Genomic DNA, 13,876 nt, shown 5'->3' with positions numbered 1-13,876 from the left:
AGTTTTCGTCGCATTCGAGCAAATGCGCATAAAAAGAAAGCGCCCGAACCAGTCGGGCGCTTTCAAGGGTGAGACGCGATCAGGCTGTTGCCGTCAGCTGGACAAATGCTCGATCGCCGCCACGCTGCCCAAGCGGTCGCCCAGGCGCTTGAGCAGCGCCAGACGGTTGCCGCGCAGTGCGGGATCTTCCGCGTTGACCATCACCGCATCGAAGAACGCATCCACCTGCGGGCGCAGGCGGGCCAGGCGCGCAAGCACGCTGACGTAGTCCTTCTGGTGCAGGCTGGCATTGCTGTCGTCGATGGCCGCTTCGACGGCTTCAGCCAGTTCGCTCTCGGCCGGTTCGGCCAGCAGGGCCGGATCGACCATGCCGGGAATCGCCCCCTCGGCCTTGCGCAGGATGTTGCGGATGCGCTTGTTGGCGGCGGCCAGCGCTTCGGCTTCGGGCAGCGCAGCGAAGATGCCGATGGCGTCGATGCGGCGGTCGAAGTCGTACAGCGAGGCCGGCTTCAGTTCGGCCACGGCGTTGAAGTGCGTGGCCGGCACACCCTTGTCGGCGTAGTAGCCGCGCAGGCGGTCGATGATGAAGTCGTACAGCTCCTGCGGCATGGCCTCGGTCTTGCGCTCGGCACTGGGCTGCACCGCCGCCGGCAGGCCGGCAAAGGCCGTTTCCAGCAGCGCGCGCAGGTCCAGCTCGAAGCCAGATTCAATGATCGTGCGCGCCAGGCCCAGCGCGTTGCGGCGCAGTGCGAACGGGTCCTTGTTGCCGGTTGGCTTCAAGCTTGCGGCAAAACCACCGGCCAGGGTGTCGGCACGCTCGGCGATGGCCAGCACCTTGCCCAGGTCCGACAGCGCGATGTCATCGCCACCGAAGCGTGGCTGGTAGGCCTCATCGATCGCCAGCGCGACGTCGGGCGATTCGCCACCGGTCACCGCGTAATGGCGGCCGGCAATGCCCTGCAGCTCGGGGAACTCGTTGACCATGCGCGACTGCAGGTCGTTCTTGGCGAGCACCGCGGCGCGCCTGGCCAGCACCGGATCGGCGCCCACCTGCGGTGCGATAAGCCCGGCCAGCGCGACAACGCGCTGCACCTTGTCGGCCACCGAGCCCAGCTTGGCCTGGTAGGTGACGGTCTTGAGACCCTCGCCCATGGATTCCAGGCCCTGCTTGAGGTCCTCGTCGAAGAAGAACTTGGCGTCGGCGAAGCGCGGGCGGATGACCCGCTCGTAGCCCTTGGCCACTTCGGCCACGTTCTTCGATTCGATGTTGGCGATGCCGATGAACTTCTCGGTCAGCTTGCCGCTGTTGTCCAGTACCGGGAAGAACTTCTGGTTGATTTCCATCGTCTCGATCAGCGCTTCCTGCGGTACCGCCAGGAAATCGCGTTCGAAGCTGCACAGCACCGGCGCCGGCCATTCAACCAGGTTGACCACCTGTTCCAGGTTGTCATCGGTGATGCGCGCCTGGCCACCGGCGGCGGCGGCTTCGGCATTTACGGCCTCCACGATGCGGCTGCGGCGCGCGTCGGCGTCCACCAGCACATAAGCGGCCTGCAGCGAACTGACGTAGTCGTCCGGCGAGGACAGCCACACGGTCTTGTCGTGCATGAAACGATGGCCGCGGCTCATGCGGTCGGACTTCAGGCCCAGCACGTCGGCCTCGATCACGTCCTTGCCGTGCAGCAGCACCAGCCAATGCACCGGGCGAGCGAAACCGTAGGCGTGGCTGCCCCAGCGCATCGGCTTGGGAATGGGCATGGCGGCAATCGCTTCGGCCAGGATCTCCGGCAGCAGCGCCGCGGTGCGCGCACCCGGGGTCACCGAACGGTGCACGAAACGCTCGCCCTTGGCATCGCTGGTGCGCTCCAGCGCGGTCCAGTCGATCCCGGCCTTGGCCGCGAAACCCTGCAGCGCCTTGGTCGGCTGGCCATCGGCGTCCAGCGCGATGTTCAGGTACGGGCCCAGCACTTCACCGCGCTGTTCCGGCTGCTCCACGGCCACGCCGGGCAGCAGCACCGCCAGCCGGCGCGGGGTGGACAGCGGCTTGGCGTCGCCGCGTTCCACTTCCACGCCACGCTTGGCCAGGCCGTCCACCACGCCATCGAAGAATGCCTGGGCCAGGCCCGGCAGCGCCTTCACAGGCAGTTCTTCGGTACCCAGTTCAATCAGCAGCGGCAGCATCGTGCTCATGCCTGCACCTCCTTGGCCGCCACCGCTTCGAGGCGCTTGGCTTCATACAGTTTCGCCACCGCCTGGGCCAGCGCGCGCACGCGCAGGATGTAGCGCTGGCGCTCGGTCACGCTGATCGCGCGGCGCGCATCCAGCAGGTTGAACGAATGGCTGGCCTTGCACACCTGCTCGTAGGCCGGCAGCGGCAGGCCCACCTCCACCAGCTTCTGCGCTTCCTTCTCGCACGCGTCGAAGCGGTGGAACAGTTCTTCCACGTCGGCGTACTCGAAGTTGTAGGTGCTCTGCTCCACTTCGTTCTGCAGGTACACATCGCCGTAGGTCACCGGCGTGCCGTCGGGCCCGTAGGTCCAGACCAGGTCATACACGTTGTCGCAGTTCTGCAGGTACATGCACAGGCGTTCAAGACCGTAGGTGATCTCGCCCAGCACCGGCTTGCACTCCAGGCCACCGGCCTGCTGGAAGTAGGTGAACTGGGTCACCTCCATGCCGTTGAGCCAGACTTCCCAGCCCAGGCCCCAGGCGCCCAGGGTCGGCGATTCCCAGTTGTCCTCGACGAAACGCAGGTCGTGCACCAGCGGGTCGATGCCCAGTGCCTTCAGCGAATCCAGGTACAGCTGCTGGATGTTGTCCGGGCTGGGCTTCATCGCCACCTGGTACTGGTAGTAGCGCTGCAGGCGGTTGGGGTTTTCGCCGTAGCGGCCATCGGTCGGGCGGCGCGAGGGCTGCACGTACGCGGCATTCCAGCTTTCCGGGCCGATCGAGCGCAGGAAGGTGGCCGGGTGGAAGGTGCCGGCACCGACCTCCAGGTCCAGCGGCTGGATCAGCACGCAGCCCTGCTGCGCCCAATACTGGTTGAGGGTCTGGATCAGGCCCTGGAAAGTGATCGGAACGTTCTGGGTCGCGGACATGCGGCGGAGTCTTGCCTGCTCAGGGGGTGCGCTAGTATAGCGACGGACCGCCCGCCGGCATTCCAGGCAAGCTGCCATCACGCCGTGCAGGCCCCCGCTCCGAGGATTCTGGCGCCATGGAACACCGCTCACCGGCAACGCTCGCCCCCGTTCCTGCTCCGGGGCCCCTGCCGCCGGGTCGGCTGGATTTCGATCAGGTGGCGGCTGCCATGGTGGCCGACGGGCTGGTCGCGGCCAGTGACGTGGAGCGCATCCGCTTTTCCGGTCAAGGCGCCCGCAATGCCAGCGAGGTGCACCCGCTGGTGCTGCTGGCCAACCTGAAGCTGGCGGCCGCCTCCGGCGGAGAGCTGGGCCTGGAACGGCTGACCGAATGGCTGGCCACCCGAACCGGCACCCGCTACCTGCGCATCGATCCCACCCGGGTGGACGTGGCGGCGGTGACCGCGCTGGTCTCGCATGCCTATGCCCGCCGCCATCGGTTCCTGCCGCTGGCAGTGGACAGCGAGCGGCTGCTGGTGGCTACCAGCGAGCCGCTGGCCCAGGAGTGGCTGCTCGACCTGCAGCACCTGGCCCGGCGCCGGATCGAGCTGGCCATGGTCAACCCGCTGGACCTGCACCGCTACACGATGGAGTTCTACGGGGTGACCCGGTCGGTGCGCGGGGCGCGCGGCGACGTGCGCGGCGAAGCCAGCGGCGTCCTGCCCAGCTTCGAGCAGCTCGTGGAGCTGGGCCGCTCCGGCGATGTGAACGCCGATGACCAGCACGTGGTGCACATCGTGGACTGGCTGCTGCAGTACGCCTTCGAGCAGCGCGCCTCGGACATCCACCTGGAACCGCGCCGTGACATGGGGCGCATGCGTTTCCGCATCGACGGCGTGCTGCACAAGGTGTTCGAGGTGCCGCCGGCGGTGATGACCGCCATGGTCAGCCGGATCAAAGTGCTGGGCCGCATGGACCTGGCCGAGCGTCGACGGCCGCAGGATGGCCGCATCAAGACCCGCTCGCCGGGTGGGCGCGAGGTGGAAATGCGCCTGTCGACCATGCCCACCGCCTTTGGCGAGAAGTGCGTGATGCGCATCTTCGACCCGGATGCGGCCTTCAAGAGCATCGACCAGCTCGGTTTCAGCCCACAGGAAGCGGCGGGCTGGACCGCGTTGGTGGAGCGCCCGCACGGCATCGTGCTGGTCACCGGCCCGACCGGTTCGGGCAAGACCACCACCCTGTATTCCACCCTGAAGCGGCTGGCCACCCCGGACGTGAACGTGTGCACGGTGGAGGACCCGATCGAGATGATCGCGCCGGAATTCAACCAGATGCAGGTGCAGACCAACATCGACCTGGACTTCGCCGCCGGCGTACGCACCCTGCTGCGGCAGGATCCGGACATCATCATGATCGGCGAAATCCGCGACCTGGAAACGGCCCAGATGGCCGTGCAGGCGTCGCTGACCGGCCATCTGGTGCTGTCCACGCTGCACACCAACGATGCGCCTTCGGCGATCACCCGCCTGCTCGACCTGGGCGTGCCGCATTACCTGTTGGCCAGCACCATCAACGGGGTCCTGGCCCAGCGCCTGGTCCGCACGTTGTGCCCGCACTGCAAGGTGCCCAAGCCGCTCAGCGCGGCCCAATGGGCGGTGCTGGCTGATGCCGATGAGGCATTACCAGAGTCTCCCACGCCATATGCGCCGGCCGGTTGTCTCGACTGCCGGCGCACCGGGTACATGGGCCGGGTAGGCCTGTATGAGTTGCTGCCATTGAGTTCGCGGCTGCGCGGGCTGATCCGGGCGGACATGGATCTGGCCGGTTTCAACCGGGCCGCGCGTGCTGAAGGAGTACGAACCCTTCGCCGCGCGGGGCTTGAAAAGGTGGCGGCAGGGCTGACTACAATCGAGGAAGTCCTCAGCGTGCTGCCTCCCCCCGATGAACCGCTCGCCTTTCCTGATTCTTGAAACCGGCCAACCGGTCGCTTCGCTGCGCCGGTACGGCCGCTTTCCGCACTGGATCCGGGTCGCGGCGGGGCTGGATGCGGACGAGACGGTGGTGGTGGACGTGGAGCACGGCGGCGAGCTGCCCGACCACCGCGATTTCGCCGGGGTGATCATCAGCGGCTCGGCCGCCTACGTGACCGACCGTGCCGACTGGAGCGAGCGCAGCGCGCAGTGGCTGCGCACCGCCGCGCATGACAACCGCCCGGTGTTCGGCATCTGCTACGGCCACCAGCTGCTTGCACATGCGCTGGGCGGGGAGGTGGCCTACAACCCGGCCGGGCGCGAATCGGGCACGATCGAGCTGGCGCTGGAGCCCTCGGCGGTGGACGACCCGCTGTTCGCGGGCCTGCCGGCTCGCTTTCCGGCCCATGCCACCCACCTGCAGACGGTGCTGCGCGCGCCGGAGGGCGCGGCCATCCTGGCGCGCTCGGCGCAGGACAACTGCCACGCCTTCCGCTGGGGCCAGCAGGCCTGGGGCGTGCAGTTCCACCCGGAGTTCGCCACCCACCACATGCGCGGCTACGTGCGGGCGCGTGCCGAGTGCATCGGTCGCCACGGCGGCTGCGCGCGCAGCGTGGCGCGCGGGGTCAGTGCGGCCCCGCTGGCCCGCCAGCTGCTGCGCCGGTTCGTCCGCCAGGCGCGCAACAACTGAAAGACCGCCGGGAGCGATCTTTCCTTCAGGTGATGGGCACGGAAAACAGGGATAATCGTTGGTATTCGGGGCGTACGCGCCCTTCCCCCTGTTCCGGAATGGTATGAGCGAAATTCGCAAGCTGCCCGCCTCGGCGGGCGCCCAATGGCTGCTGGACGCGTTCACCCTGTATCGCCGCGCACCGCTGCAGCTGGCGGTCCTTGGCGTGATCGGCATGCTGGTCAGTTCGCTGATCCTGGTGCTGGCGCAGGCATTGCCGAGCTGGCTCGGCGTGTTGCTGCAGCTGGTGTCGGTGGCGGTAGGCCCGCTGGTGTTCGGCGGCATGCTGGTGGCGGTGAGCGAAGTGGCCCAGGGCCACCGCGCCATGCCGACCCACCTGCTGCAGCCGATCCGCGACCGCCGCGTGAGCCACCTGCTGGTGCCGCTGGCGATCCAGCTGATCGCGGTGATTGCGCTGGGTACGCTGTTGTACGTGATGATGGGCCCCGACGGCCTGACTGCCACGGCCGAGATGTTCCGCAAAATGCAGGAGCTGCAGCAGTCCGGCGCCACGCCGAGCAATGAGCAGACCATGGCGTTGATGGCGGGCGTGCCGGTGGTGCGCATCCTGCTGTGGCTGCTGATTGCATTCGGCACGTTCGTGGCGCTGAGCATGGCGATGTTCACCCAGCCGGCTCTGGTGGTGTTCGACCACCAGAGCGGCATGCACGCGCTGCGCATGAGCCTGCAGGGCTGCATCCGCAATTTCGGCGCGATGGCAGTGTTCATGCTGCTGGGCCTGATCGCGGCGATGTGCATCTACTTCGTGATGATCATCGTGATGCAGCTGGCGCTGATGGCCGGCGGCGCCGGTGCAGCCGCGTTCGTGATGCAGCTGACCAACACCGCGGTGATCATGCCGCTGTACGTGGGTGCGGTATACGCCGCCTGGAACCAGATGTTCGCCCACCGCGGCCGCGCCGCCCCACCGCCGGTACCGCCGTCGAACGGGCCTGGGAATATTTTCGCGGCTTGATTGACGGCGACAGCAACAGCAACAGCAGCGTTTCAGTTGCTGCGGGCTGGGGCCGGGCGACGGGCAGCCCCCTCCGGGACACGCCGTGAATCCATCCCTGGAGGCTTGGCAAAAACATCCATGTTTTTGACAGTCCCTCCGGGGGCTACCCGCCGCCCGACCCCGTCATGGATCGCGCTGTGCGGATGGAAGAGCAGCGACGCATGGCGTCGCTCTACCGTGCGCGTGCGATGTATTCGGTAATGCATTGAAAGAATCAAAAACGTAGAGCGACGCCATGCGTCGCTGCTTTGCTTTGCTTTGCTTTCGTATCCGCACCTGCGATGCACGAGAGGGGAGGCCGGCGGGCAGCCCCTGTAGGGACTGTCAAAAACATGGATGTTTTTGCCAAGCCTACAAGGATGTATTTACGGCGTGTCCCGTAAGGGGCTGCCCGTCGGCCTCCCCAGCACGTAGCAACCGAAACGCTGCTGTTGAAGCTTAAGAAGCCTGAGGCTCATCGCTCTTCGCGGGCACCAACCACCGCGAAGCATGTATCCCAAGCTCATAAAGCAGGCACATGGGAATCGCCAGCATCAACTGGGAAACCACATCCGGCGGCGTCAACACCGCAGCCAGCACGAAGATGCCCACGATCGCGTACCCACGGCCGTCCTTGAACTGCTGCGGCGTAATCCACCCCAGCAGGGTCAGGATCACCATCGCCACCGGCAGTTCGAAACTGCTGCCGAACGCGAAGAAGATCGCCAGCACGAAATCCAGGTACGCATTCGCATCCGGGGTGATCGCAATCACTTCCGGGCGGAACGTGGTCAGGAAGTGGAAGACCGCCGGCAGTACCAGGAAGTATGCGAACGCGCAGCCGATGTAGAACAGCAGCACCGAGGTTGCCAGCAAGGGCACCGCCAGTCGCTTTTCGCGCGCATACAGGCCCGGCGCCACGAATGCCCACAGCTGGTACAGCAGCCACGGCACCGCGATGAACACGGCCACGAAGAAGGTCAGCTTGAGCGGCGCGAAGAATGCACCGGCCGGGTTGGTCGCGATCATCGACTGCCCGTTCGGCAGCTGCGAGATCAACGGCTGCGCCAACCACGTGTAGATCTGCCGCGAGAACGGCATCAGCCCCAGCAGCACCACGCCCAGCCCGATCAGCGCCCGCATCAGGCGCGCGCGCAGTTCGATCAGGTGTTCGATCAACCCGCTTTCCGGCGACTCGTTAGCGCTCATCGCGGGGCCTCCGTCGTCGCAGGCGGCGGATCGCGGGGCGCCTGCCCGTCGATGCCCGGCGGTGCCATCGCATCACGCGGTTCTTCAGGCACGGCCTCGGGCTCGGGTGCCACCACGTGCTGGGCCACGCTCGCCGGCGAACCCGGCGCGGGCCCGGTCATGACCGGCTCGTCGGTGCTGGCTGGCGTATCACCATCGCGTTGCACCTGGTTGCGCACCTGCTCGGCTTCGCGGCGTACCGCCTCACCACTGGCACGCAGCTGCGCCTCGGTATCGCGCACCGAATCCTGCGCGTCGCGGAACTGGCGCTTGATCTCGTCCGCGTGCAGCTCGCGTTCCAGCTCCTGCTTCACCGAATCCCACTGGTTGCGCGCGCGCCGCACCCACAGCCCCGCGAAGCGGGCTGCCTTGGGCAGACGCTCGGGACCCAGCACGACCAACGCTACTACCGCGATGACCAGCAGTTCACTGAAACCGATGTCGAACACGCCATGCCGCCCCGATCAGCGCCGGTCGCGGTCGTGCTCGTTCTGCGATGTCGTCGTCGAATCCTGCGGACGCGACTCATCGCTCAGGTTCGCGGTCGGCTTGTCCTCGTCGCGCATGCCCTTCTTGAATTCCTTCACGGCACTGCCAAGGTCCTTGGCGCCACTGGTCAGCTTCTTGGTGCCGAACACCAGCAGAACGATGACCAGTACCACCACCCAATGCCACAAGCTCATACTGCCCATGATGTTCTGCTCGCATTACCCGGTTACAAGGACCTGAGCATAGCGCACCGCCGGTAGGGCGGCGCGCGTGACGAAAGTCAGTTGCCGTCCAGCGATTCGGTACGCACTTCGCCTTCGCCCACCGGCTGGAAGCCCTGCTGCGGCGCCGGCTGCGCCGGAACGGCCTGCAACGGCGCGGTGGTGGCACCGGCATTGGCCTGTTCAGTTACGACCGGCGCCGCCTGGGGCTGCGGGGCCGCCGCACGCGGGGCCGGTGCACTGCCGGCGGTGCCGCGCTTTTCTCGTGCCGAATACGTCGCCTCTTCCAGACGGTCGCGGAAGGCCACCACGTCCATCGACGGCGCTTCGCCCATGCGGCCCTCGAACACCATGCGCGGCGTGGTGTTGCTGCCGTAGGCGTCCAGGTTCGCCTCATCGTCGATCTGCAGCACCGCGCCATCCAGCGCCACGCCGGCAAACAGACCGCGCGCACGCGACCACGACCAGATCTCGGCCTTCAGCTGTCCATCGGTGGCCGCGGCGGCATTGCGGCCGACGGGACCGGCCGCCACGCCGGCATCGGCGCCCAGGGTGAATTTGCCGTTGACGAGATTGTCCAGGCTGCGGTCGTTGCGGAACACCAGCACCACGTCCGAGGACTGCACACCGGCCTGGAAGCCGATGCTGCCGCCGGTGAGCTTCATGAACACCGGGTTGGACCAGCTGCCATCGGCGTTCTTGACCGACATCAGACCGTGGCCACGCCGGCCGCCGATCACCAGGCCTGCCTTGATTGTGTCGGGAATGACCACGATCGCGCGGCCTTCGTCCAGCAATTTGTCCGGAATGCCCTGCTCGGGAATATTCTGGATGTCATTCAACACGCGCACCGCGTTGCGGGCGCGCTGGTCCTCCTCCGGCCCGGCCATTGCCTGGGTCGACAGCAGGCTGGCGGAGATCAGCAGTACAAGGCTCAAGCGGCGCATGGGTGCTCCAGAAAGGGGAAATACGGACAGCGTCGATACGCTTTCCCCGAAATTAGTGGGGTTCTGATGAATCCGCAATGAGTATGTTCGGTTCAATCGAGCCACTCAATGACAGTGATGGCGTGATTCGATCCCGCCCGTCGCGCAGACCTGCGAGAATGGTCCCATGCTCGACGCACCCGATACCGCCGTGCTGGCGGTCAATCTAGGCACACCCGAGACGCCCACCGCCCCGGCGGTGCGGCGTTACCTGGCTGAGTTCCTCAGCGATCGGCGCGTGGTCGCGATTCCGCCGCTGCTGTGGAAGCCCCTGCTGTTCGGGCTGATCCTGCCGCTGCGCAGTGGCCGCTCGGCAGCCAAGTACGCCCAGGTCTGGCTGCCCGACGGCTCTCCCTTGATGGTCTACACGCGCCGCCTGGCCGAAGCCATGCAGCAGCTGATGCCCAATGTGCGCGTACGCCACGCCATGCGTTACGGCGCGCCCGCGCTCACCGCCGAGCTGGACCGGCTGGCTGCCGAAGGCATGCGCCGGATCGTGGTGCTGCCGTTGTACCCGCAGTATTCGACCACCACCACCGCCTCCATCGAAGACCAGGTGCGTGACTGGCAGCCCCGCCATCCGGGCGTCACCGTCACCCTGGTACGCGATTACGCGGTGGACCCGGACTGGGTAGCGGCAGTGGCCGGCAGCATCCGGCAATGGTGGGAGCAGCACGGCCGCGGCGAGCAGCTGGTGTTTTCCTTCCACGGCATTCCGCAGCGCCTCGCCGATGCCGGCGACCCCTATCCGCAGCGCTGCGAAGCCAGTGCGCAGGCGATCGCGCAGGCACTCGGCCTGGCGGATGGCGAGTGGAAGCTCACCTACCAGTCGCGCTTCGGTCGCGAGAAGTGGCTGCAGCCCTATGCCGAACCCACGCTGTGGGCGATGGCCGAGCGCGGCGTCAAACAGATCGACGTGGTCTGCCCGGGCTTCGCCACCGATTGCCTGGAAACGCTGGAAGAAGTGGCGATGGGCTTCACCGAAACCGTCGCCGCGCGCGGTGCGCAGATGCGTTACATCCCTTGCCTCAACGCCGATCCCGCGCACGCGCTGGCGTTGTCGCGGCTGAGCATCACGGCGTTGGCATGACGCTCGAACCGTTTGTACTGCCGGTGGCGGGCACCCGCGTGGCCGGCCTGCGTTCGACGCCGACGGCAGGCACGCGTGTGCTGGCGCTGCACGGCTGGCTCGACAACGCCGCCAGCTTCGTGCCGTTGGCCGCAGCACTGCCCGGGCTGGACCTGGTGGCCATCGACCTGCCCGGGCACGGCCACAGCTCGCATATGCCGCCGGGCACGCAGTACAACACCCCGGGCGCGATCTGCCATGTGCTCGACGTAGCCGATGCATTGGGCTGGGAGCGCTTCACGCTGCTCGGCCATTCAATGGGCGCCGGCATTGCCAGCCTCACCGCTGCCGCCGCGCCCGAGCGCGTGGAGCGGTTGATCGCCATTGAAGCGCTCGGTGGCCTGCGTGGGCCGGAAGATGAAACCGCGCAGCGCCTTCGCGAGCATGTGCGCGCCGTGCGCGCGTTGCCATCGAAGAAGCTGCGCGTGTTTTCCGATCTGGCCGCACCGGTGCGCGCGCGCATGATGGCCAACCAGCTCAGCGAGCCCTGCGCGCGCCTGCTGGTTGAACGCGGCGTCATGCCGGTGGAAGGCGGCTACAGCTGGTGCAGCGACCAGCGCCTGATGCTGCCCACCGCGATGCGGTTGAGCGAAGCGCAGATCGACGACCTGCTGGCGGCGATCGAATGCCCCACCCAGGTGATCTACGCGACGCCGGCACAGTCGTACTACCCCGAGCCGCTGCGCAGTGAACGCATCAAGCTGCTTCGCGACGGCCGCCTGGATGTATTCCCCGGCACCCATCACCTGCACATGGAGCACCCGGCGCTGGTGGCCGACGTGATCACGCGCTTCCTCGCCGGCTGACCACTGCGACACCCTGTCGCACTCAACTTCCAGCGGCGCCAACCGATACCGATGCAGCAGGCACGCGCAGCGTGCCTGTGTCGTCGCTTGCTCCGCCGTCTGCGAAGCCGCGTGTCATCCGGCTTCCAAGGAAGGAGTGCTCTCCCCCAATCCCGTCTGTGCAAGGTCTTTCGTCGCTGGGTCGCCGGGCCTCGCATCCGTTTGTCCGCGTTTCAGCGGATGACGTTCCGTTCCGAATTGCTTCTGGAGTTGTCATGTCTGCCAGTCCCCACCCCTCCTCACGTCCACCCGACGCCATGCTGCTGTCACCTGCGTTGCACCCGCACCCGCGCGGGCAGCGCATCCTCGCGGGGTTGCTCTCCACCGGGCTGGTTTGCGGCCTTGCCGGCGCCCTCTGGCAACAACAGTCCGTCACCGTGCTTGGCATCGCGATGGCGACCGGCGCGCTGGTGGTGCTGGCGCCGCGGGTGCGGCGCAGCAGGGACGCGCTGCGCGCCGAGCTGGCGCGCGTATCAGCAGGTCATGCGCAGCTGCAGGCGCATTGCACCCGCCAGCATGCCGGCGCTGCGGCCGACGCCACCCTGCGCCTGGCATTGGAGGTCTCGCACACGGCGGTGATGATTGCCGATGCGTCCCACGTGATCCGGTATGTAAACCCCGCCGTGGTGCGTCTGCTGCGCAACCAGCAGGCCACGCTGCGCGAGGCATTTCCGGATTTCGACGCGGACACCCTCGTGGGGACCAGCATCCATCGCTTCCACGCCGACCCGGATCGCATCCGCGCCATCCTGGACACCCTGCAGGCCACCCACCGTGGGCGCGTGCGGATCGGTCCCGTGCACTTTGCCCAGGTGGTGAGCCCGATGTTCGACGCGGCCGGGACGCGCGTCGGCTTCGCCGTGGAATGGCACGACCGTACCCAGGAGCTGGTGCTGGAGACGGCCGTGGCCGAGATCGTGGATGCCGCGGCGCGCGGCGACCTGGACCGGCGCCTGCCGCGCGCCGACAGCGGTGCCGCTTTCATGGATGGCCTCACCACCGGCATCAACCAACTGCTCGAGCGGGTGGGCAGCACCGTCGGCGATCTTCGCCGCGTGTTGTCGGCCTTGGCCGAGGGTGATCTGGGCCAGCGCATGGAGGGCGACTACGAGGGATCGTTCGCCGCCATGCAGCGCGATGCGAATGCGACGGCGATCCAGCTGGGCAGCATGGTCGAACGCATCCGGCGCAGTGCCGGCGCCATCGCGCTGGGCGCTGAGGAAATCGCCAGTGGCAACCATGACCTCTCCACCCGTACGGAGCGGCAGGCAGCACATCTCGAGGAAACGGCCTCTTCGATGGAAGAGCTTACGGCCACGGTTCGACAGAACGCCGAGCATGCACACAAGGCCAGCACGCTCGCGCGTGGGGCGCAGGACGTGGCCGACCGTGGCAGCGCGGTGGTGGGGCGCGTGGTCAGCACCATGGACAGCATCCACGGCGCATCCAAGCGGATTGGCGAGATCACCGGCGTCATCGATGGGATCGCCTTCCAGACCAACATCCTTGCCCTCAATGCGGCGGTGGAAGCGGCGCGCGCCGGTGACCAGGGCCGTGGCTTCGCGGTGGTGGCCAGCGAGGTACGCAGCCTGGCACAACGTTCGGCCGAGGCCGCGCGTGAGATCCGGCAGTTGATCGATGCATCGGTCAGCGAGGTGGCCGATGGTGCCCGGTTGGCGCAGGACGCCGGCCACACCATGCAGGAAATCGTGGGCAGCGTGGCGGGGGTCAGCGAGATCATGGCGAGCATTGCGTCGGCGTCGCAGGAGCAGGCCGCCGGCATCGACCAGATCAACCAGACGGTGGTGCAGATGGACGAGGCCACCCAGCAGAACGCCGCGCTGGTCGAAGAAGCCAGCGCCGCCGCGCGCGAGCTCGAGCAGCAGGCAGCAGGCCTGACCGAGGCGGTTGCAGCGTTCCGTTGAGGGGTTGTGCGTATCGACTGACAGTCGATACCGACCTGGTAGATCACGACCGTTGGTCGTGATGCGCGAAAGGCGCCCCGCGGGGCGCCTTTTTCATGCACTCGGTAGGTGCCGACCGTTGGTCGGCACGCATTGACGAAAAGAAAAAACCCCGCTGCGCAAGCAGCGGGGTTTTTGGGTGTAAACCCTGGCGATGACCTACTCTCGCATGGCTTGAGCCACACTACCATCGGCGCAGCTGCGTTTCACTTCCGAG

The 13,876-nt window shown here is 67.0% G+C and carries 12 protein-coding genes; 6 read left to right on the top strand and 6 right to left on the bottom strand.

Going from position 1 to position 13,876, the window contains the following annotated elements; genetic code table 11:
* Positions 1-93 precede the first annotated feature (93 nt).
* Both glyS and glyQ read right to left on the bottom strand, forming a co-directional pair.
* Entirely contained in the window at positions 94-2,190 is a 2,097-nt protein-coding gene (gene glyS, locus SOM39_RS04925) for a glycine--tRNA ligase subunit beta (protein WP_320457671.1), read from the bottom strand.
* Positions 2,187-3,098 (bottom strand): glycine--tRNA ligase subunit alpha, encoded by a 912-nt coding sequence (glyQ, locus tag SOM39_RS04920; RefSeq protein WP_068847918.1) that lies wholly within the window; start codon positions 3,096-3,098, stop codon positions 2,187-2,189. The genes glyS and glyQ overlap by 4 nt, the downstream gene beginning before the upstream one ends.
* 116 nt (positions 3,099-3,214) lie before the next feature.
* Between glyQ and SOM39_RS04915 the strand changes: the two genes are divergently transcribed.
* From SOM39_RS04915 to SOM39_RS04905, 3 genes are all read left to right on the top strand, one after another.
* Complete coding sequence (locus SOM39_RS04915) at positions 3,215-5,050, top strand: GspE/PulE family protein (protein WP_093532598.1); 1,836 nt, start codon at positions 3,215-3,217, stop codon at positions 5,048-5,050.
* Positions 5,022-5,741 carry a glutamine amidotransferase gene (locus tag SOM39_RS04910; RefSeq protein ID WP_068847921.1) on the top strand — a complete coding sequence of 240 codons (720 nt, stop codon included), beginning with the start codon at positions 5,022-5,024 and terminating at the stop codon, positions 5,739-5,741. Before SOM39_RS04915 ends, SOM39_RS04910 begins: the two co-directional genes overlap by 29 nt.
* Positions 5,742-5,844: 103 nt before the next feature.
* On the top strand, positions 5,845-6,756 hold the full coding sequence (locus SOM39_RS04905; protein ID WP_184126062.1) for a BPSS1780 family membrane protein: 912 nt from the start codon (positions 5,845-5,847) through the stop codon (positions 6,754-6,756).
* A gap of 480 nt (positions 6,757-7,236) precedes the next feature.
* On the opposite strand, the gene tatC is transcribed toward SOM39_RS04905, so the two are convergent.
* The 4 genes from tatC to SOM39_RS04885 all read right to left on the bottom strand — a co-directional run bounded on the left by tatC (position 7,237) and on the right by SOM39_RS04885 (position 9,682).
* Entirely contained in the window at positions 7,237-7,986 is a 750-nt protein-coding gene (gene tatC, locus SOM39_RS04900; RefSeq protein ID WP_320457670.1) for a twin-arginine translocase subunit TatC, read from the bottom strand.
* On the bottom strand, positions 7,983-8,474 hold the full coding sequence (tatB, locus tag SOM39_RS04895; protein WP_068847927.1) for a Sec-independent protein translocase protein TatB: 492 nt from the start codon (positions 8,472-8,474) through the stop codon (positions 7,983-7,985). Before tatB ends, tatC begins: the two co-directional genes overlap by 4 nt.
* 15 nt (positions 8,475-8,489) lie before the next feature.
* On the bottom strand, positions 8,490-8,717 hold the full coding sequence (gene tatA, locus SOM39_RS04890; protein WP_320457669.1) for a Sec-independent protein translocase subunit TatA: 228 nt from the start codon (positions 8,715-8,717) through the stop codon (positions 8,490-8,492).
* A gap of 77 nt (positions 8,718-8,794) precedes the next feature.
* Positions 8,795-9,682, bottom strand: coding sequence for a lipid-binding SYLF domain-containing protein (locus SOM39_RS04885; protein WP_068847931.1), 888 nt, complete (start codon positions 9,680-9,682; stop codon positions 8,795-8,797).
* A gap of 166 nt (positions 9,683-9,848) precedes the next feature.
* Between SOM39_RS04885 and hemH the strand changes: the two genes are divergently transcribed.
* From hemH to SOM39_RS04870, 3 genes are all read left to right on the top strand, one after another.
* Positions 9,849-10,811: a ferrochelatase gene (gene hemH, locus SOM39_RS04880; RefSeq protein ID WP_217538945.1), complete on the top strand. Its 963-nt coding sequence runs from the start codon at positions 9,849-9,851 to the stop codon at positions 10,809-10,811.
* Positions 10,808-11,656: an alpha/beta hydrolase gene (locus SOM39_RS04875; RefSeq protein ID WP_320457668.1), complete on the top strand. Its 849-nt coding sequence runs from the start codon at positions 10,808-10,810 to the stop codon at positions 11,654-11,656. Before hemH ends, SOM39_RS04875 begins: the two co-directional genes overlap by 4 nt.
* 254 nt (positions 11,657-11,910) lie before the next feature.
* Positions 11,911-13,620, top strand: coding sequence for a methyl-accepting chemotaxis protein (locus tag SOM39_RS04870; RefSeq protein ID WP_320457667.1), 1,710 nt, complete (start codon positions 11,911-11,913; stop codon positions 13,618-13,620).
* Positions 13,621-13,876 lie beyond the last annotated feature (256 nt).

This window comes from Stenotrophomonas sp. CFBP8994 (genome assembly GCF_034044835.1).
Classification (GTDB): domain Bacteria; phylum Pseudomonadota; class Gammaproteobacteria; order Xanthomonadales; family Xanthomonadaceae; genus Stenotrophomonas; species Stenotrophomonas rhizophila_A.
Note: the sequence above shows the minus strand (reverse complement) of the source record. Positions and strands in the feature narration are given on the sequence as shown.